Source organism: Paenibacillus praedii (genome assembly GCF_049725345.1).
Lineage (GTDB): Bacteria > Bacillota > Bacilli > Paenibacillales > Paenibacillaceae > Pristimantibacillus.
Genome location: NZ_JBMWAM010000009.1, coordinates 77,614 through 95,848, shown reverse-complemented (window position 1 = coordinate 95,848; position 18,235 = coordinate 77,614). Strand labels below are relative to the sequence as shown.

Below are 18,235 nucleotides of genomic sequence, written 5' to 3'. Positions count from 1 at the left end.
CACTATTTTGTTAAAGTACATATAAGAAGTAAAGAACAGGACTACTTACATTGTTAATTGCAGTTGCAGTGAGGGGGAATGGATATGAGTTTTTTGGAGGTAAGGCAGGTGGTCAAGCGCTATGGAGCGACCTTGGCGCTCGATCATGTCTCTTTTGAAGTAGAGAAAGGAGCATTTCATGCCATTATCGGGGAGAATGGCGCCGGCAAATCAACCTTCATTAAAATTTTAAGCGGACTGGTTAGTCTTAACGAAGGCGAGATTGTTTTGAATGGACAGCAATATCAGCCGAAGAACATTATGGATGCCCGAAGCACAGGGATCTCAACCGCGTTCCAAGAGCTGAGTCTGCTTCCGAATTTAACGGTAGCTGAGAATCTGGTATTGCCTGATTTAAACAAAGGAAGCGGTCTGATATCCAAACGGAGAAATAATGACTATGCGGCGGAGCTGCTGGATGAATTCGGGCTAAGTCATATCGCTCCTACTCGCGAGGTGAGAACTCTATCACTTGCGGAGCGGCAAAAGCTGGAGATTACGAGAGCGATTAGTCATAAACCCAAGCTTCTTTTGCTGGATGAGCCTACGGCAGCGCTTCCGGATGCAGATTGGCTGTTCAGGATACTCGAGAGGATTGGAAATGGGGATCTAACGATCTTATACATTTCGCACCGATTGAATGAGATTAGGGAATATTGCAAAACGGGCACGGTGCTGCGGAATGGAAAATCGATTGATACCATTCGACTGGACAGCGTGACGGATTCGGATATTTTCCAAATGATGATCGGTGATTCTAAAGACAAGGCATCGGATTCAAAAACGAAAACTAGAGCTGCGAACAGAGATCCCGGCATAGAAGTTAAGCAATTAACCGGAAAGACCGTCCGCAATATAAGCTTTAATCTGCACAAGGGTGAGATTTTAGGCGTTGCTGGACTGGAAGGCCAAGGACAGCATGAGCTGTTCCAATTGCTGGCTGGCTTAATGCCGATGAAAGAGGGCAGCATCAAAATCGAGCAGCGCGAGGTGAAAATAAAAAGCCCGAAGAGCGCCTTGAGGAACGGAATGTTCTTTATTCCCGAAGAACGAAAAACGGAAGGCATTTTCCAAGGTCTAAGCACACTTTCCAATATCTCTATATCCTCCTTGAACAAAATCAATCGGTTAGGATTTATCGGGAGCAAGCGTGAGCTGGGGAACAGTAAGGTTTTAGCGGATAAAATGACGTTGGAGGAGCGATATTTGCAAATGCCAATCGAATCCTTGTCGGGCGGCAATCAACAAAAAGCGCTGATGTCTAGAGCTTTAATGACGGAATCCCAGTATCTCCTGCTATACGATCCTTCAAGGGGAGTGGACATCCCCACCAAAAATGCCTTCTATCATATGGCACAGGAATTTACCGCGGAAGGCGGGTCCGTATTATGGTACTCTACCGATTTGCCGGAGCTGATTGATTTGTGTGATCGCATACTTGTCTTTTATAAGGGGCAAATTGTCGCGGATGTGATGAGAGAGGCGTTTGATTCGGAAAATCTTCTATCCGCAGCCACAGGTCATTTCACTGCAAAGGAGGTAAGGGCATGAATACCGCTTTGGAAATAAAAACGCAGCCGGCCAAGCCAAAATCTACTCGTCTCATTACCTTATTCTCAAACGGAACGATCATCTCCGTGTTGATCTTCGCGCTCGTATTCGTGATTTATGCGGGGGCGGGCAATAATGTGCTCACTGCGTTCTCCCTTAACAATTTATTGAATAATACGGTTGCCCTGGCCATTGCGGCGACTGGACTGACGTTGATCATTTTGATTGGTAAATTCGATATGTCGGTTGGAGGAATGGTGATTCTCTCAAACGTCATTGTGTCCAGCGATTTGGGCGATGGCATCGGCGGCGTGCTGCTGCGATTGATCATGGTCATTTTGGCCGGCGCAATCCTCGGCGCGATTAACGGATTTTTTGTGGCCTATGGCGGCGTGCAGGCGATTGCAATTACGTTAGCGACGATGATTATGTGCCAAGGCGTTGCATTAGTGCTCAGGCCAGCGCCGGGAGGAATCGTTCCGATGGAAATTTCTTACGGCTTAACAAAGCTGATCGGCGGCGTGATTCCAGTGGCGGCAATCGTCATTCTCCTTTTTGCGGCTGCATGGATGTTTTTTAGAAAAACGCCGTTTGGTGTATACATTTACGGTATAGGCGCAGATGAGCGCGCATCGGTTCAAGCGGGTATTGATGTCAAAAAATATACGTTTCTAACCTTTGTTCTCGCAGGTGTTATTTATGGCTTAGCAGGATTTATGCTTAGCGCCCAGACGGCAAGCGGGGATGCAAGCGGCGGCACGCTTTTTCTGATGCTTGTATTTGCAGCTGTTGCTATTGGAGGGACGACATTTGGAGGTGGTAAGGGAAGTGTGATCGGAAGCATTGTCGGCGCCGGCATATTGACGGTCCTGCAAAAAATGCTATTCGTACTTGGGGTTTCTACCTTCTACACGAATATTTACCAAGGTTTAATTCTCATTGCCGCTGTTCTGATCGGCGGTCTAAGCGTCAAGCTTTCGAAGAGGGGAGAGACTTTATAGCGATGATGAACAACCTTTCGAAATTTACCGGAAAAGCAAGAATGAAGGGTGAAACCAGCTACATTCTGTTCCTATTCGCCATCAGTGTCGCGTTGATTATGGCATCGAGGCTGATCAGCCCTTCCTTTGGCTCTTTCCAGCAAGCCGAAGCGATTTTAATTTTATCCTCTTTGCTTGTTCTTGTCGGCCTGGGACAAGGCTTGGTCATTCTTTTAGGTGAATTGGATTTGTCCGTTGCTTCATTAATCACGTTATCCGGCGTTTTGACTACCGCTTGGTTAGGTACTGGCAATACAGCCTGGTGGTCCTTTCCGCTCATTCTTATTATTTTAGCGTTAATTGGTGTGGTGAACGGCTTGGGGGTGACGCTTCTTCGCATTCCGTCCTTTATTATGACACTTGCCACACAGATGGTTGTTACCGGCGCCATATTAGGCTTTACAAAAGGGACGACGGCCGGCATGCCGCCCGCTTTCCTGGAGAAGCTGATGACCTCGGATTTGGGAGGCATTCCGCTGCCGGTTTATGTACTGGTCCTGGTTGCGATTGTGGGAACGGCTGTTCAAAAGCTGTCAAAATTCGGACGTCAGCTATATGCAGTTGGAAGCAATCGGACAGCAGCTAAAATTGCAGGCCTGCCGGTGACCTCATTAATCGTTTGTACGTATGCCATTAGCGCTTTGTGCGCGGGATTAACCGGAATGATGCTCGTCGGATACGCGGGCGGTGCGAGCTTGAATATGGGCGAATCCTACCTGCTGCCTTCCATTGCGGCAGTGGTTATCGGCGGGACCTCGATTGCGGGAGGAAGCGGCAATTATATGGGTACCATAGGAGCGGCGATTCTGCTGACAACGGTTTCGACCATCATTCAAGCGCTCGGCATCAGTCAAGGCTGGCAAACCTTCATTTACGGATTTATGATTGCTTTCGTTTTAGGATTCTTGAGAAAGGATATATACGCATTTTTCTTTAAAGCCAAAGCAAAAGCGGTTAGACCTTTAAGCCAGTAAGCGATTAAAAATGGATATTAAAAAAATGGATATTAAAAAATGGAGGTTTTCATTTATGTCGACAAGAAAAATTACCCGTGGCAAATCATTCGTTTCAATTTGTATGATGTTGGTACTAATTGTGCTCGCGGCATGCGGCAATAATACAGGATCTACTTCTGGAGCATCTAACACGCAAAATGAAAGTGCGCCGGATAAGAAATACAAAATTTATTTGAATCTGAGCTATAGCGGAAATGCTTGGCAAAATGAAGCGGCGAATATTATTATGGCGCTTGCCCAGACGCCTCCTTACGACAAGATGGTAGAAATTAAAAAGGTCATTTCCGGTGCGGATGCACAAAAGCAAATTTCCGATTTGCAAAGCATGATTGCCGATGGGGCTGACGGCATTATCGCGATGCCGATCTCGCCGACGGCGCTTAACGCGGTTGTTCAGCAAGGGTGCGACCAGGGCGTGAAAATGTTTTTCTATGATGGCACGGTAACGAATAATTGCGGCTACAACGTAACTTACGTTACAGCCGGGCATGGGCAAAACACGGCCCAGTACTTAGTGAACCTGTTAGGCGGGGAAGGAAAAATATTTATGAGCCGCGGCGTTGCGGGCAATGGCGTCGACCTGATGCTCTATGAAGGGGCGATGTCCGTTTTCAACAAATATCCTGGCATTGAAATCGTGTCGGAGTACTATAGCAACTGGGATGATGTTCAAACGAAAACGAATACGATGAAGGCTTTGGCTGCGTATCCGGATGTAGACGGCATATGGGCGGAAGCGGGCGAATTTGGGGCCGTACAAGCGCTGAAAGAAGCCAATAAGAAGGTGCCTGTAGTCGGTGAAAACTCCAACGGCTTCCGCTTGGCGCTGGCAAATAAAGAAATAGAAGGCGTTTCTGCTGGAGCGGGACCTGCATACGGAGGTTATTCCTTCAAATTAATGATGGAGCTGCTAACTGGAGCGATTTCAGAGGAGGAGCTGCCACATAACGTGGAATATCCGCTTCCTTGGGTGCCTAGCGATCAGGTAAAGGTGTGCGAAGGCGATGAATTCGTTGACGGCTGTAATGCTTTTCCGGATTCGAAGGTTCCTACTTCGTTTGTAACAGAGGTGTTTAATCCAATTCTGGTGCCGGAAATTTCACTGGACTCCGCGTTGAACGGCAATCCTACGCCTGGAGCGACAATCCAGCCAATTCCTAAGGATGCGATCAAAGAAGCGCCTAACGCTCCTGGCATCAACTGCGATAAGTGTGAGGCGCCTGCCGATCTGTACAAAGTGAATGAAGAGCTTGTGAAGCCGCTGGAGGTTCCGGTAGCGACGAAAGAATAATTGTCTCTTAGTGAGAAAGGCTGCCGAGCTGTCGGCAGCCTTTCCTGTTTTTAATCATCAAACCAAAATTTTTCAGCGTTCAAAGCTTTTTTTCAAAGCGTCGACATAGCTTTTGCTTGCCAATTGGCTGATCTCAGCCTGCGGGAAAAGCGCTTCAAAGCCGTGGACACAGCCAGGATACAAATGAAACTCGACATCTACGCCGGCTTGAGCCAGTCGCGTGACATATTCCATGGTTTCATCTCGGAAGGGATCTAATTGTCCGACACAGGTGTAAGTGGGTGGCAGTCCGGCATAGCTTTCCGCACGGGCTGGAGCAGCATAGGGGGAAATCTCGCCGGCGGCATGTTCGCCCAAATACATGCTCCACCCTGCAATATTGCGGTCACGATTCCATATCGCGTTGCTTGCTGTAATTTCATGGCTGGATGGCGTTACATTGCGATGGTCAATCATCGGATACAATGGCATTTGAAAAGAAACAGCAGGACCGCCTTTATCACGGGCGACTAAAGAAAGTGCTGCCGTTAATCCGCCTCCTGCACTAGCTCCAGCGATGGCGATTCTGTTCAAATCTATGTTTAATTCACCTGCAGAGTCAGCCGTCCACTTCAATGCCGCATAACAATCATCGATCGCCGCAGGATAAGGATGCTCAGGAGCGAGACGATAATCGACAGAAACGACCATACAACCGGCCTCCATCACAAAACGTTCGCACAATGCATCATCGGAGTCTGGATGACCGAGAACATAACCCCCGCCATGAATCCATAATAGAGCAGGCAGGCTCGTGCCTGGCCTGTCAGCAGGTTCATAGATCTTTACCATTAGCTCCCCGGCCGGGCCTGGAATGATTCTGCTGTTTGTTATAACATGAGGTGATTTCTCCATTTCAGGTTTAGGGAAGCTGCGGATTAGCTGCAAGTCATCGGGCAAGTTCATTTGAGGAAAAAGCGCTAACAGTGGTCTTAACTCCGGTAATACTCTGCTCTCGAAATCCATACTACTCCTCCTTATGAATGCGCTTCCAATTTAATTGTGAATAATGTATTCACAATTAAATTATGTTCCAAACTTATGTGGTTGTCAATTGCTTTTTAGTGATATAGTGGGTATTAATAAATAGGCAATATCTTAGCAGGAGGTGGGACAAGTTGCAGTTTTTGATTCATTCTGGGGATCTGGGTCCGAGCTGGTTTCATGTTTCTATTCGTGCTCTTGTCCTTCTTTCTAAATCAGACACTTTATTAAAAAGTCATGTCATAGCGAAAACATTGGAGGTAGAACCGACTTATATTCGGAAAATATTGGCTTCGTTAACAAAAGCCGAGCTAGTGACTGCTTATAGCGGACGCTACGGCGGATACACCTTATCCAAAAAAGCATCCGAAATTACCATTGGCGATGTGTATCGCGCCCCTGGCGCAGGTCAGAGTACACCTTATTGGTCCGTACCCAATACCGGTACCGAGAAAATAATTTCATTAGTTCTTTCGAAGGCTGAAGAGCAATTTCAGTCTGTTCTATCAGCGTATTCCATCGAGGATATTGTGAGGCAAGGGATCGCTTTCGATCCCCTACCCAAATGAAAGCAGCCTTTCCCGCTCGCATGCAAACGGGAAAGGCTATAAAAACATACGTCCAGCCTATTGATTAAAAAGTGACCATGACCTTGATCACGCCATCCTTCTGATGCTCAAACGTGTCGTAAGCTTCGAGAATATCATCGATATGATAGCGGTGAGTCACCATCGAAGAAAGAGACATCCGATGCGTTTTAACTAATTTGATGAGCTGCAACATCCGCTCTCTTCCGCCTGGGCAGAGTGTGGTCACAATGCTGTGATCGCCCATGCCTCCGGCAAAGGTCTCGAACGGAATGCAGAGGTGGCCGGAATAGATGCCGACACTGGATACGACGCCGCCTCTTCGAATCGACCGCAAGCAGTTTTCGAACGTTTCTTGTCTGCCAAGCGCCTCGATGGCGACATCGGCGCCGCGTCCGTTTGTCAATTTCATAATTTCGGCAACGACATCCGTTTGCTGATAATCAAGCACGATGTCTGCTCCCATTTGCTTGGCGATTTCCATCCTTGCAGGATTCGTGTCCACGCCAATGATTAAGCTTGCTCCTTTTAGCCGCGCGCCTGCGATGGCGCATAAGCCTACAGGACCGCAAGCATATACGACAACGACGTCGCCAAGCTGAATTTCGGCTTTTTCCGCCGCTGCGATGCCGGTGGAGCCAATGTCGGAAATCATCAACACTTCCTCCGCTGTCACATCATCCGGCACTTTTGTTAAATTATATCGGGGATAGGGCATTTTAAAGTATTCGGCATGCGTTCCTTCGATGGTGTTGCCGAGTATCCAGCCGCCGGGCGTTTCATTGCCGCCGTCTGGTCCGACGCATTGCGCGGGGATGCCCTTTTGACAATAAAAGCAGGTGCCGCATGGTGTATTGGAGCTGCACATGACCGTGTCGCCCACTGAAATGCCTTCGATGCCTGCGCCAACCTCATGCACGATCCCGACATGCTCATGCCCCAAAATCCGGCCATCCTCGACCCAATGCTCGCCGTGCAAAATATGAATATCGGTGCCGCAAACGGTCGTTGCGGTCGTGCGAATGACGACCTCGCCCATTCCGGCTTTCGGAATCGGTCGATATTCCAGCGCAAGGTTGCCTTTCCCCCGGTAAACGACTGCTTTCATCATGCCTTCCGGCGCAGGCTCGCCTTTCTTTACTTCTGATCTATATATTGTCGGTACTGTCATATGAATAACCTCCCTGATCGAATGATAGATTTTTATTACAGCATGACATCTCCGCTGTTAGGTCCAAGCGTTTGACCGGTATAAATATTGCCGTCCGGATCGGAGGCTAGAAAAACAGCCGTTGGCGCGATTTCGTCCACTTTGCCAATGCGGGGAATGACCAGCTCTTGTCTCTTTTGCTCCTGAAACTCTTTGCTGAGTCCAAGGAAAAGCTCGGTTTCGACCGGTCCGGGCGCGATGCAATTGGCCGTAATGCCGTATTGCCCAAGCTCGAGCGCGATCGATTTCGTAAAACCGATAACCCCTGCCTTGGCGGCGGCATAGTGACTGAGCTTGATCCCGCCCTTTTGGCCTAGCTGGGAAGCGATATTAATGATTCTTCCCGAGCGCTGCCCGATCATATAGGGCACGATATGCTTCGTTGTCAAAAACACGCTTTTCAAATCGATTTCGAGCATTCTGTCCCACATATCGGTAGGCATTTCATGGACCAGGCTTTCAGTAATAATTCCGGCATTATTGACTAATATATCAATGACTCCAAAGGTTTCAATCGTTGCCTCGACGAGTTGCTTCACTGTTGCTTCCGACGTAATATCACCTTCGGTTACAATGACATCGACAGGATACGCTTTAAGCGCCGTCACGATCGAAGCGCATTCCTCCGGTGTTTTGCCATACAGATTGAGTGAAAGATTCGCTCCTTCCTTGGCATAGGCTGCGGCAATAGCTAAGCCTATGCCTTGACCTGCTCCTGTAATGACAGCCGTTTTTCCTTTTAATTTCATGAGCGGGCTTCCTTTCGTTATAGGTTAAAAACGGTCAGACGATGAGAGTATGGGCATCCGGTCTGCCCACGGGTAAGCATCCTCGAAGCGGGCTGCCGCTTTGAACAGATCGGTCTCGCGATTGAATCCAGCTACCATTTGAAGACCTACAGGCATGCCTTCGCTGTCAAATCCGCAAGGAATCGAAGCGGCAGGATTACCTGTCAGATTGAAAGGGTAGGTGTAGTAAGACCAAGACACAATATTGCGATCCGGCAGCTCCTGAGGGACGTTTATGCCTTCATCGATTGAGCTTACCGGAAGAGTGGGCGTAAGAAGCAGATCATAGTTTTGAAAAAAACGCCGAACTTGATCCCGCAGCCGGTATCTTTGGAACACCTTGGCATAGTAGGATTCAACAGTTTCGTTAAAACCGTTCAACAGTAATGCCGCCAAGTCGGGATCGAGAAGCTCGCGTTTATGTTGGAATTCTTCCCATAGCGTGACGCCGATGCCTGTGTAAAACTCTGCTGTCCACAAATCTACCGGATCATCAAATAAATGGGGAACCAATTCGACGGTGCAGCCCAGCTCTTCAAAGCGCCGCGCCGCTCGTTCGGTAATTTGCAGCACCTCCGCAGTCGGCTTGGCATAGCCTAGTGTAGGACTCCAAGCGATGCGCATTCCTTTGCAAGGCATGTCGCAAGCCGCCATAAAATCAGGAACCGCTTCAGATACGCTGGCGGGATCGCGCGGATCGTAGCCCGAAATCGTCTGAGCAAGCAAAGAGGCATCCCGCACGGATCTCGATAGTACGCCTACGTGAGCGAGCGTCGGCGTTGCGCTAGTTGGATAAACGGGCACTCTGCCGAATTGCGCCTTTATGCCGAATAGCCCGCAAAGTGAAGCCGGAATTCGAATCGATCCTCCTCCATCGGTACCTAGAGCGAATGGGGTTATGCCGGCTGCCACGGAAGCGGCTGCACCCGCGCTTGAACCACCTGGGCTTTTTTGAAGATTCCACGGATTATGGGTGACGCCCGTAAGCGGGCTCTCAGCGCCTGCTGCCTTGCTGCCGAATTCCGTTGTCGTCGTTTTGCCGATGATGCCTGCTCCCGCGGCGCGAACGCGCTCGACGGAAGGGGCATCCGCTTCGGCGATATTATTAGCTCTTGTGCGAGAGCCGAATGCCGTTCGGACGCCGCCGACATGAATCAAATCCTTTACCGAAATCGGGATACCCTGCAGCGGCCCCAGCACCTGGCCGTGACTAACCGCTTGATCCGCCGCCCTGGCGGCATCCATCGCAAGCGCTGGGGTAGCCGTTGCAAAAGCGTTCAATGCCGGCTCCAGGGCATCCATTCGCGCAAGGGTATCGGACATCACTTCAACGGCAGATATCGTTTTGCTGCTGATGGCCGTTCGAATATCGAGCGCGGTCATTTTAGCGATATTCATAGCAAAGCCCTCCTTACTGCCAGCTAGTGAAAAGAGAGCCGATTGATCGGCTCCTTCTGTCTATTCGTTAATGATCGCATAGGCTCGGACAGGTGATCCGCTGCCGCCTTTAAATTTGAGCGGGAGACCATAAAACATAAATTCACCTTTACCGACAAGCTCTTCTAAATTAACGAGCCACTCGTAATGGGAAATTCCGCGATCGCGGCATACCCGGTGGCTTGGGAAGAGGTCATTGCTGGGAACGTCGGTAGACGGTCCTTCGACGCCATGCAGCTTGGAGCCGCGATCCGCGAGCCAGTGTGTCGCTTCTGCAGTTAATCCCGGATTGGTCCAGCAAACTTTGCGATCAGGATAATGGCGTTTATGAAGACCGGTATTTAATAACACGATATGGCCATCAACGGTAACGCCCGCTTTTTTCTCCGCTGCTTCGAGCTCGGCAACATCGATTTCACCGAGGTCTGGAATATGGGTCATGTCAAAGCAGACGGCTTTCCCGAAAAACATTTCGAGCGGCATGTTATCGATCGTTTCACCATTGGGCTTAACATGCGCAAAGGCATCCACATGAGTGCCGATATGGTCGAGAGTGGCGATATAGTTCGTGGCAAAGGTCATCGGGTCGCCGGGAACGCCAAGTCCCAAATCCAATGTTTTGTCATGTGTCATGTGAGGGACCAATACCGGACTTTGAAACAATTTATGAGACGGAATATTGTCTTCAATTAACAGCGTAAGATCAACAATGCGTTCTGCCATGTAAATACCTCCTGAAATTTTGTTTGGGATAAGATTGTCCTTGTATAATCTTAATACTAGGATAGGTTCACTGTTTTGTGTACTAAATTGTCAGGTTATCTAACATGAAAAAAGATTGCAACCTACGGGTGAAAATCAATATGAAATACAAAAAAGCCGCTGAAATCGATTCAGCGGCTTTTCCCTCTAGTTTAACTCCTTGCTCCATTTTTCTTGGCGATGTCGACAAAGGCTTTCACCAAAGGCGATTGGTCCTTTGAACGCCAAGTAACGCCCATGGAGGCGACAGGCAATAGACCTTTTAACTCCAGGTAAACGACCTCCTGGGTATGTAAATTCATGGCGGAGCGGGGAACGACGGCAATGCCGAGGCCGGCGGCAACAAGGCCAATTACCGTTTGGAACTCGAACGCCTCTTGTTGAATGATTGGATTGCACAGTCCGACAATTTCATCATACAGGCCTGCCCATGTTTTGCGGGACAACATGATGTAAGGGTGCGGTGAAAGATCCGTCAGCGTCAGGTTTTTGTTCTCTAATAAAGGATGCTGCTTCGGAACGGCCAAGACGCAGGGAACGGTCGACACGATTTCAGTTTGCAGGCTGCTTTCAGGTACGGGAGGCCGTAAGACGCCAATATCGATTTCTCCCTTTCGCAAGGCTTCGACTTGTAGGGGCGTCGATAATTCGACAAGATGCACCTGCACCTCGGGATACAGGCTGCGAAACTCCCGAAGTACCGAAGGGAGAATATCGTAGGTAGCCGATCCTACAAAGCCAACCGACAAGCTTCCGATTTCGCCGTAGTGGGCGCGTTTTGTATTCTCGACCGTACGGTGAAGCTGATCCAGCAGCTTGCGAACCTCCTCGGAGAAGAAGGCTCCGGCATCCGTTAATTTCACATGTCGGTTATTTCGCAGAAACAGCGGAATTCCTAATTCCTTTTCTAAATTTTGAATTTGCAAGCTTAAAGGAGGCTGGGTAATCCGTAGACGCTCCGCAGCTCGAGTGAAATTTAACTCTTCGGCTAAGGTCACAAAATATTGCAATTGTCGAAGCTCCATTTGTAAGTCACCTGCCTTTTAATTATACGAAAAATATATTATTGTAATACAAATTATATATTTTACAAATATGGTAGGTCAATATAGGATGGAATTCATAAACGACAGGAGGTTTTACGATGACTGCTTCTGAACAGAAAATACAATTAAGCCCAACAGAGAACGGAAAATGGAGTGAAAATGCCTTATTTTATGAATATACATCCGCCGCGGATTCGATCGGCAGCGGGATCATTAGTCCTATTCCCGTCAAAGAATTTCAGCCCGAGCTCTACCATTCGGGAGAAACCCGTTTCGTAGCCTTAAATTTATCGGACGAACTGAACACAAGCTATCCGGCCACCAGTCCGTCTCTTCTCGCCCAGTTCATCAGAATCAACACGGCGGATTCGATTACAACGGAACCGAATGCAACCAGCGAGCTATATTACATCATATCAGGGGCGGGGAGCACGGAGCTGAATGGCGAAACGATCACCTGGAAGAAGGGCGATTTCCTGACGCTTCCTGCAGGATCGAAGAGCCTCCATTCCGCAACAGAGGAAACGGCAATTTACTATATTACGGATTCGCCGCTGCTTCAGTATTTAGGTGTTCAGGCGACGGAAGCACGGTTTTCGCCAACGCTTTATACGGCTGAGGAAGCCAAAGCCAAATTGGAGGAAGTGTCGAACGCGCCGGATGCTCATTTAAAGAATCGAATTTCCATTTTGCTGAACAACGCTAACTTTAACCAAACCTTAACGATAACGCATGTGTTATGGGCGATGTTCGGCATTGTTCCGGTAGGCTCGAATCAAGCTCCGCACAGTCACAAGTCAGTCGCCCTTGATTTTGTCGCTTATGCTGCGCCAGGCACTTATACGCTGGTCGGTGATAAGCTGGATCCGGTTACGAAGCAAATTATTGATCCCATCCGGGTCGATTGGGTAACGGGCAAAGCATTTGTCACGCCTCCAGGTTTATGGCATTCCCACCATAATGAATCGGGAGAGCCTGCGCTCATTATTCCGATACAGGATGCGGGAATTCAAACCTATCTTCGTACATTGGATATTCAGTTCATGCATTATGACGAATAAATCGGAGCGGTAAGATGAAAACGGCTAAGTTTTGCGAACGAAATCTTAAGCTGCTGCCGGCCTTGGAGGCTGTCGATATTCTTCGGCGGGAACATAAGGATTTGGTGGAAATCCGCATCGTGGATTGTTTTAGACGATGCTTGGCCTGCAGGTCAGCGCCGTTCTGCCGAGTTCAATTAACGACGATCGAAGCACTGGATGCGGTGAGCTTAGTTGGTAAAATCATTCAGCATCCGTATTAAAAAAGGATATACAATGAATCGAATGGCTGTAATGCCAAGCATTACGGCCATTCGACAGTATGATGTTAATTTATATAACATTATATCTATACATGAACAGCTTTGTATGTATAATAAAGACATAGGATTGAACAAGCGCCATTCCCGTTCGCAAACATTCATGTTTTTAAATTGCTAATCGCCAAATTTTTTTTGAATGCACCTCCTCATCATTGATGAGCATACTTATTTTTTTTTGAGCATACCTCCTCATCATTGATGAGGAGACCAGAGGTGAAGGATGTGATAAGCGTGATGGAGAAAACACAACCATATGAAGAGATTGCGACTTATAAAGATAAAAAGGTGATAACCATCGGCGTAGTCAGCGAGTTAACAGGATTATCCGAAAGACAAATCAGGTATTACGAAGAACGAAAGCTTATTTTTCCCGAGAGAACAGCGGGTGGAACGCGCAAGTATTCCTTTCATGATGTTGATCGTTTGGTCGATATCGCAAACAAGATGGAGGATGGATTGCAAACCTTTGAAATTCGTGTCATGGAGAAAAAACAATCGAAAGAAAAAATACGTAAGCAGCTTATACAAGGACAAATTAACTCAGCATTTTATAAAAATTATAATGTGAAGTAAATTTAAGGTTGGCTGCTATAAGTTAATAATGTGAAAAACATGTTAGTTTATCTAACGTTAATGGTGTACAATCTTCTCTTTTAATGTATAATGAGACGCAAGATATGGGAATGATTGTAATCTCACAAGCTGCAGGGAGTGTCGGGTATTGATTCATGAAAATGATATTGATGATACCAGATTGGATGAAGTAGATCTTTTTTCGTCCAAAGCTGAAATCGTAAATTATTTGATTTTAAAATATTTGCTTAATAAAAGCGATCCAGTCGGCTCGTGGGTGCTTAAAGTCATGCTTGAGTTAAAAAATGTCATTGTCAGCACCGCGACAATCGGACGTTTGCTTAAAAATCTGGACGCTAAAGGATATACGAAGCTTGTCGAAGCACAGGGGCGGGTCATTACGTCGAAAGGGGCCGCCTACATTACTAAGCTTTCGGAAAAGGTGCAGCGCGAACAGCTGCAGAAGCAAGTGATGAATGCCGCTCAACCGCAAAATTATTCAGAATTGCTGGATTTAATGCGGACCAGAAAGGTGCTGGAATGCGAAACTGCGCGATTGGCTGCGCTGCGGGCGAATTCAGCCAATATTACAGTATTGGAACGCACGATTACAAGGCATGAAATGTGCTTGGATAATTGCAGCGATCCGTCTGCGCCGGCTTTGGACTTTCATGGCAAGGTGGCTGAGGCTTCCAACCTCAGGTTTCTTATCGCTTCTCTTAATATTCTGGTTTATGAAGAGTTGAATCTTGGAACACAGCTTGTCCAGATTACAAGGGAACGGAGCGCGGAGTATGTGCAGCAGCACAAGCGGATAGCAGATGCGATAAAAAAAGGAGACCCGGGTGAAGCCGAGCATCAAATGCGGCTGCATATGGACGAGATGATTAAAGATGTAGAGGATCAAATCAAAAAATTAAAGCTCATGTAATGTTGGTCTCGAACAGTAGCTTGATTCTGTAAGAGACAGGAAACAAAAAGAGCTGTCCCGAAGTATATTCGATGTTCGATATACGTACCGGGACAGCTCTTATTCATTTTTATGCCTTAACGACTGTCGCTTCAACCATCCAATCAAACGGGTCTGCAACCTTGCCCATTTGAATGCCGGTCAATGTATCATAGAGCTTGCTCGAAAGCTCGCCGGTAACCCCTTCATTAATAACGAGCACATGGTCCTGCCAATTCAGCTCGCCGATTGGAGATATGACAGCAGCGGTGCCTGTGCCGAACGCTTCTTCAAGCGATCCGTTTCGGCCAGCTTCATATAGCTCTTCAATGGTAATGGGGCGCTCCTCGACGGGAATATTCCAATGCTTCAACAGCTGAATAATGGATTTGCGGGTTACGCCGTCCAAAATACTGCCATTCAACGCAGGCGTATGAACCGTTCCGTTGATTTTGAAGAAGACGTTCATGCTGCCGACCTCTTCAATATATTTGCGATGAACGCCGTCCAGCCACAGCACTTGGGAGTAGCCTTTTTCTTTGGCGATTTCCTGTGCCTTGAGACCGGCTGCGTAGTTGCCGGCAGTCTTCGCCTCGCCTACGCCGCCCTTTACAGAACGGACATAATCCGACTCAACGAAAATTTTAACCGGATTTATGCCTTCCGAATAATAAGCGCCAACCGGCGACATGATGATCATGAAATAGTAATGTGTCGATGGAGCCACGCCAAGCTGCGGCTGCGTTGCAATAATGAATGGACGGATGTACAGCGAGGTGCCGGGTGCCGTTGGAATCCAGTCCTGATCAACTGCGATCAGCTGTTTTAACGCATCGATCGTGTTATCGATATCCACATGCGGTACGCTGAGACGCTCGTTGGAGCGGTTCATGCGTTCAAAGTTTTTTTGCGGTCTGAAGAGCAGCACGCGTCCATCGTCGGTTTTATACGCTTTCAAACCTTCAAAGATCGTCTGTCCATAATGAAATACTTTAGCGGCTGGGTCCAGCACGATCGGTTGATAAGGTATAATGCGAGGGCTATGCCAGCCTTTTCCATCTTCATAATCCATAATGAACATATGATCGGTATAATGATTGCCGAATCCCAGCTGATCTGCTGCCGGCTTTTGTTTCTTCGTTTTGGTTAGCTCGATTTCCAATGATTGAAGCAATAGGCCCAACTCCCTTTACTGATCGTTAATTGAATACTAACACTACATCGGATATATTTAAAATATCTATTTTATTGAGTTGTCATACTTTTTGAGTATGTTGTGAAGGGGAGAGCCAAATGGACATGCGACAGCTAAAATATTTCCTGACCGTAGCTAAGGAAGGACAGGTTACCCGTGCAGCCAAGCTGCTTAATATGGAACAGCCGCCGCTAAGCAGACAGTTGAAGCTGATGGAGGAGGAGCTTGGCGTGAAGCTGTTCGACCGAGGCAACAAGGGCCTTAAACTGACCGCCTCGGGAGAGCTTCTCAAGCAAAAGGCCGAATCGCTGCTGCTTCAGTTCGACGAATCGATTCGCGAAGTGAAGGGAACAGAGGAGGGAGTGCGCGGCGTCCTGTCGATCGGCTCAGTTGTATCCTGCATTTCCCTGCTTCCGAAGCGAATTGAGCTGTTTAGGGAAAAGTATCCGCAAGTCACGTACAAAATATTAGAGGGAGACCATTTTTATTTGGGCGAGCAGCTCGAGAAGCGGGCCATCGATTTAATCGTAGCTAGACTTCCGTTCGAAGCGCAGACCCATCCGCAGCAATATTCGATTTTGCCGCTGCCCTCCGATCCATTCGTAGCCGTCATTCCAAGCTCCTGGACGGCATACTCCAGCAAGGAGACGATCGGAATGAAGGAGCTGGCCAACTTCCCTTTCTTAACGTTGAAGACGGACAAAACTACACGGATGCATGAGCAGGTAGTGAACGAATGCAAGCGCCATGGCTTTGAGCCGAACATCATATGCGAATGTTCCAGCGTCGCGATCATCATGTCGCTAATCGCCGGGGGGATCGGAGCGACTGTGTTCCCGAAATCGGTAATGTCCTCTTTTCCTACAACAGTAGTTAAAATGCTCGATATTAAGGACGCCGATTTTCAGTCTGACGTCGGTATTTTGTGGCTTAAGGATCATTATTTATCAAAGCGCGCTCAGCAGTTTATCGAGAGCTTCAGGACAGAGGTGTGAAGCTGGCTCGATGCTGGAAAGATAGAAGTATTGGTATAAAAGCGTTCGCAAAGAACCTTCAACGTATCCTTCTCATACAATAAAAAAGCATATGGGCTGCAGGTCATTGCTTACGATGTAAGTTTTGCTGCGCAAAACTTTTGGGGAGGATACAATAACGATGAAAATAACGGTACGCCGCGGCGATACAATATGGACATACAGTCAGCTGTTTCAAATCCCGGTTCAGCTTATTGCGGATTCTAATCCTAACCTTGATCCTCAAGCATTAATGCTGGGACAAACGGTAGAGATACCGGGCTATACCGTAACCGAACACAGAGTCGCACCTGGGGAAACGCTTTGGCAGATTGCTGTCGCGAGAGGCGTTCCTGTCGATTCACTCCTGCTGCTTAATCCAATGGTTCAGCCAAATGCTTTGCGATTCGGTCAATTGATCCGGATACCAATACGTGTGACAGGCCTGGTCGTCCAAACTGCGAGGCCATATGATTATGCCGATTTGCAGGAGGATCTTAACCGTTTAGCGGTAATTTATCCTTTTATTAGGCGGCAATCCATTGGCGCCTCTGTCATGGAAAAGAAAATTCCAGAAATTCGCGTCGGAAAAGGTGCGAAGCAGGTTCATGCTAATGCTTCTTTTCATGGCAACGAGTGGATTACGACTCCGGTTATGATCCGGTTTCTTAATGAGTATTTGCTCGCCTTAACGAATAACGGCAGCATACGCGGGCTAGTCATGAATCCATTTTATGAGACAACGACGTTATCGCTTGTGCCTATGGTTAACCCTGATGGTGTGGATTTAGTCGTCAATGGTCTGCCGAGTCAGGAGCCTTACCGCAGCGAGGCGCTTGCCATTAATGGCGGAAGCGAGGATTTCAGCGGCTGGAAGGCGAATATTCGTGGCGTTGACTTAAATAATCAATTTCCTGCGTTATGGGAGCGAGAAGCGGCGAGAGGTCCGCGAGCGCCTGCTCCGCGAGATTACGCAGGAACGGGACCGCTTACGGAACCGGAATCGCAAGCGATCGCTAATCTGACAAGAAACAGTAGCTTCAATCGGGTATTGGCGTTCCATACGCAAGGAAGGGTCATCTTCTGGGGATTTGAGGGGCTTGAGCCCCCTGAATCGATACCCATCGTCAATGAGTTTGCGAGAGTGAGCGGGTATCAGCCGATTGAATATGCGGACAGCTCTGCAGGCTATAAAGACTGGTTCATACAGGACTGGAGAAGACCGGGCTTTACCATTGAGCTTGGCCGGGGCACGAATCCCTTGCCGTTATCGCAGCTTGAACAAATTTATCAGGAGAGCTTGGGCATTATGCTCGCCTCTCTATATATGTAATTGCCGGAGGCTAACCTTA

18 protein-coding genes are annotated in these 18,235 nt (G+C 47.9%); 11 read left to right on the top strand and 7 right to left on the bottom strand.

Annotation, left to right across the window (positions count from 1 at the left end; all coding sequences use genetic code 11):
* Window positions 1–84 precede the first annotated feature (84 nt).
* The 4 genes from ACO9K6_RS10765 to ACO9K6_RS10750 are packed head-to-tail and all read left to right on the top strand — an operon-like array spanning window position 85 to window position 4,937.
* On the top strand, window positions 85–1,590 hold the full coding sequence (locus ACO9K6_RS10765) for a sugar ABC transporter ATP-binding protein (RefSeq protein WP_424767562.1): 1,506 nt from the start codon (window positions 85–87) through the stop codon (window positions 1,588–1,590).
* Window positions 1,587–2,591, top strand: a complete 1,005-nt coding sequence (locus ACO9K6_RS10760; RefSeq protein ID WP_424767561.1) for an ABC transporter permease — start codon at window positions 1,587–1,589, stop codon at window positions 2,589–2,591. The genes ACO9K6_RS10765 and ACO9K6_RS10760 overlap by 4 nt, the downstream gene beginning before the upstream one ends.
* A 2-nt stretch (window positions 2,592–2,593) precedes the next feature.
* On the top strand, window positions 2,594–3,604 hold the full coding sequence (locus ACO9K6_RS10755; RefSeq protein ID WP_424767560.1) for an ABC transporter permease: 1,011 nt from the start codon (window positions 2,594–2,596) through the stop codon (window positions 3,602–3,604).
* Window positions 3,605–3,659: 55 nt separating this feature from the next.
* Window positions 3,660–4,937, top strand: coding sequence for a sugar ABC transporter substrate-binding protein (locus tag ACO9K6_RS10750; protein ID WP_424767559.1), 1,278 nt, complete (start codon window positions 3,660–3,662; stop codon window positions 4,935–4,937).
* A 72-nt stretch (window positions 4,938–5,009) separates the two neighbouring features.
* Here ACO9K6_RS10750 and ACO9K6_RS10745 read toward each other — a convergent pair whose 3' ends face one another.
* A complete protein-coding gene (locus ACO9K6_RS10745; RefSeq protein WP_424767558.1) occupies window positions 5,010–5,942 on the bottom strand; it encodes an alpha/beta hydrolase in 933 nt (310 codons plus the stop codon).
* 152 nt (window positions 5,943–6,094) lie between these two features.
* Between ACO9K6_RS10745 and ACO9K6_RS10740 the strand changes: the two genes are divergently transcribed.
* A complete protein-coding gene (locus ACO9K6_RS10740) occupies window positions 6,095–6,529 on the top strand; it encodes an Rrf2 family transcriptional regulator (protein ID WP_424767557.1) in 435 nt (144 codons plus the stop codon).
* A gap of 64 nt (window positions 6,530–6,593) precedes the next feature.
* Here ACO9K6_RS10740 and ACO9K6_RS10735 read toward each other — a convergent pair whose 3' ends face one another.
* The 5 genes from ACO9K6_RS10735 to ACO9K6_RS10715 all read right to left on the bottom strand — a co-directional run bounded on the left by ACO9K6_RS10735 (window position 6,594) and on the right by ACO9K6_RS10715 (window position 11,769).
* On the bottom strand, window positions 6,594–7,718 hold the full coding sequence (locus ACO9K6_RS10735; protein ID WP_424767556.1) for a zinc-binding dehydrogenase: 1,125 nt from the start codon (window positions 7,716–7,718) through the stop codon (window positions 6,594–6,596).
* A gap of 35 nt (window positions 7,719–7,753) precedes the next feature.
* Window positions 7,754–8,506: a 3-oxoacyl-ACP reductase family protein gene (locus ACO9K6_RS10730; RefSeq protein WP_424767555.1), complete on the bottom strand. Its 753-nt coding sequence runs from the start codon at window positions 8,504–8,506 to the stop codon at window positions 7,754–7,756.
* A gap of 24 nt (window positions 8,507–8,530) precedes the next feature.
* Window positions 8,531–9,943: an amidase gene (locus ACO9K6_RS10725; RefSeq protein WP_424767554.1), complete on the bottom strand. Its 1,413-nt coding sequence runs from the start codon at window positions 9,941–9,943 to the stop codon at window positions 8,531–8,533.
* Window positions 9,944–10,003: 60 nt separating this feature from the next.
* Window positions 10,004–10,705 (bottom strand): cyclase family protein, encoded by a 702-nt coding sequence (locus ACO9K6_RS10720; RefSeq protein WP_424767553.1) that lies wholly within the window; start codon window positions 10,703–10,705, stop codon window positions 10,004–10,006.
* Between the two features lie 191 nt (window positions 10,706–10,896).
* A complete protein-coding gene (locus ACO9K6_RS10715; protein ID WP_424767552.1) occupies window positions 10,897–11,769 on the bottom strand; it encodes a LysR family transcriptional regulator in 873 nt (290 codons plus the stop codon).
* A gap of 119 nt (window positions 11,770–11,888) precedes the next feature.
* On the opposite strand from ACO9K6_RS10715, the gene ACO9K6_RS10710 reads away from it, so the two are divergent.
* From ACO9K6_RS10710 to ACO9K6_RS10695, 4 genes are all read left to right on the top strand, one after another.
* The gene (locus tag ACO9K6_RS10710; protein ID WP_424767551.1) at window positions 11,889–12,851 is read left to right on the top strand and encodes a cupin domain-containing protein; all 963 of its coding nucleotides are present in this window, start codon (window positions 11,889–11,891) and stop codon (window positions 12,849–12,851) included.
* A 14-nt stretch (window positions 12,852–12,865) separates the two neighbouring features.
* Complete coding sequence (locus ACO9K6_RS10705; RefSeq protein ID WP_424767550.1) at window positions 12,866–13,093, top strand: hypothetical protein; 228 nt, start codon at window positions 12,866–12,868, stop codon at window positions 13,091–13,093.
* Between the two features lie 294 nt (window positions 13,094–13,387).
* Complete coding sequence (locus tag ACO9K6_RS10700; protein WP_424767640.1) at window positions 13,388–13,726, top strand: MerR family transcriptional regulator; 339 nt, start codon at window positions 13,388–13,390, stop codon at window positions 13,724–13,726.
* A gap of 148 nt (window positions 13,727–13,874) precedes the next feature.
* On the top strand, window positions 13,875–14,657 hold the full coding sequence (locus tag ACO9K6_RS10695; RefSeq protein WP_424767549.1) for a FadR/GntR family transcriptional regulator: 783 nt from the start codon (window positions 13,875–13,877) through the stop codon (window positions 14,655–14,657).
* A 109-nt stretch (window positions 14,658–14,766) separates the two neighbouring features.
* On the opposite strand, the gene ACO9K6_RS10690 is transcribed toward ACO9K6_RS10695, so the two are convergent.
* The gene (locus tag ACO9K6_RS10690; RefSeq protein ID WP_424767548.1) at window positions 14,767–15,849 is read right to left on the bottom strand and encodes a branched-chain amino acid aminotransferase; all 1,083 of its coding nucleotides are present in this window, start codon (window positions 15,847–15,849) and stop codon (window positions 14,767–14,769) included.
* 119 nt (window positions 15,850–15,968) lie between these two features.
* Here ACO9K6_RS10690 and ACO9K6_RS10685 point away from each other — a divergent pair, with 119 nt between their 5' ends.
* Together ACO9K6_RS10685 and ACO9K6_RS10680 are read left to right on the top strand one after the other, a co-directional pair.
* Window positions 15,969–16,865 carry a LysR family transcriptional regulator gene (locus ACO9K6_RS10685; RefSeq protein ID WP_424767547.1) on the top strand — a complete coding sequence of 299 codons (897 nt, stop codon included), beginning with the start codon at window positions 15,969–15,971 and terminating at the stop codon, window positions 16,863–16,865.
* Window positions 16,866–17,025: 160 nt separating this feature from the next.
* Window positions 17,026–18,216 carry a M14 family metallopeptidase gene (locus ACO9K6_RS10680; RefSeq protein WP_424767546.1) on the top strand — a complete coding sequence of 397 codons (1,191 nt, stop codon included), beginning with the start codon at window positions 17,026–17,028 and terminating at the stop codon, window positions 18,214–18,216.
* Window positions 18,217–18,235: the final 19 nt, after the last annotated feature.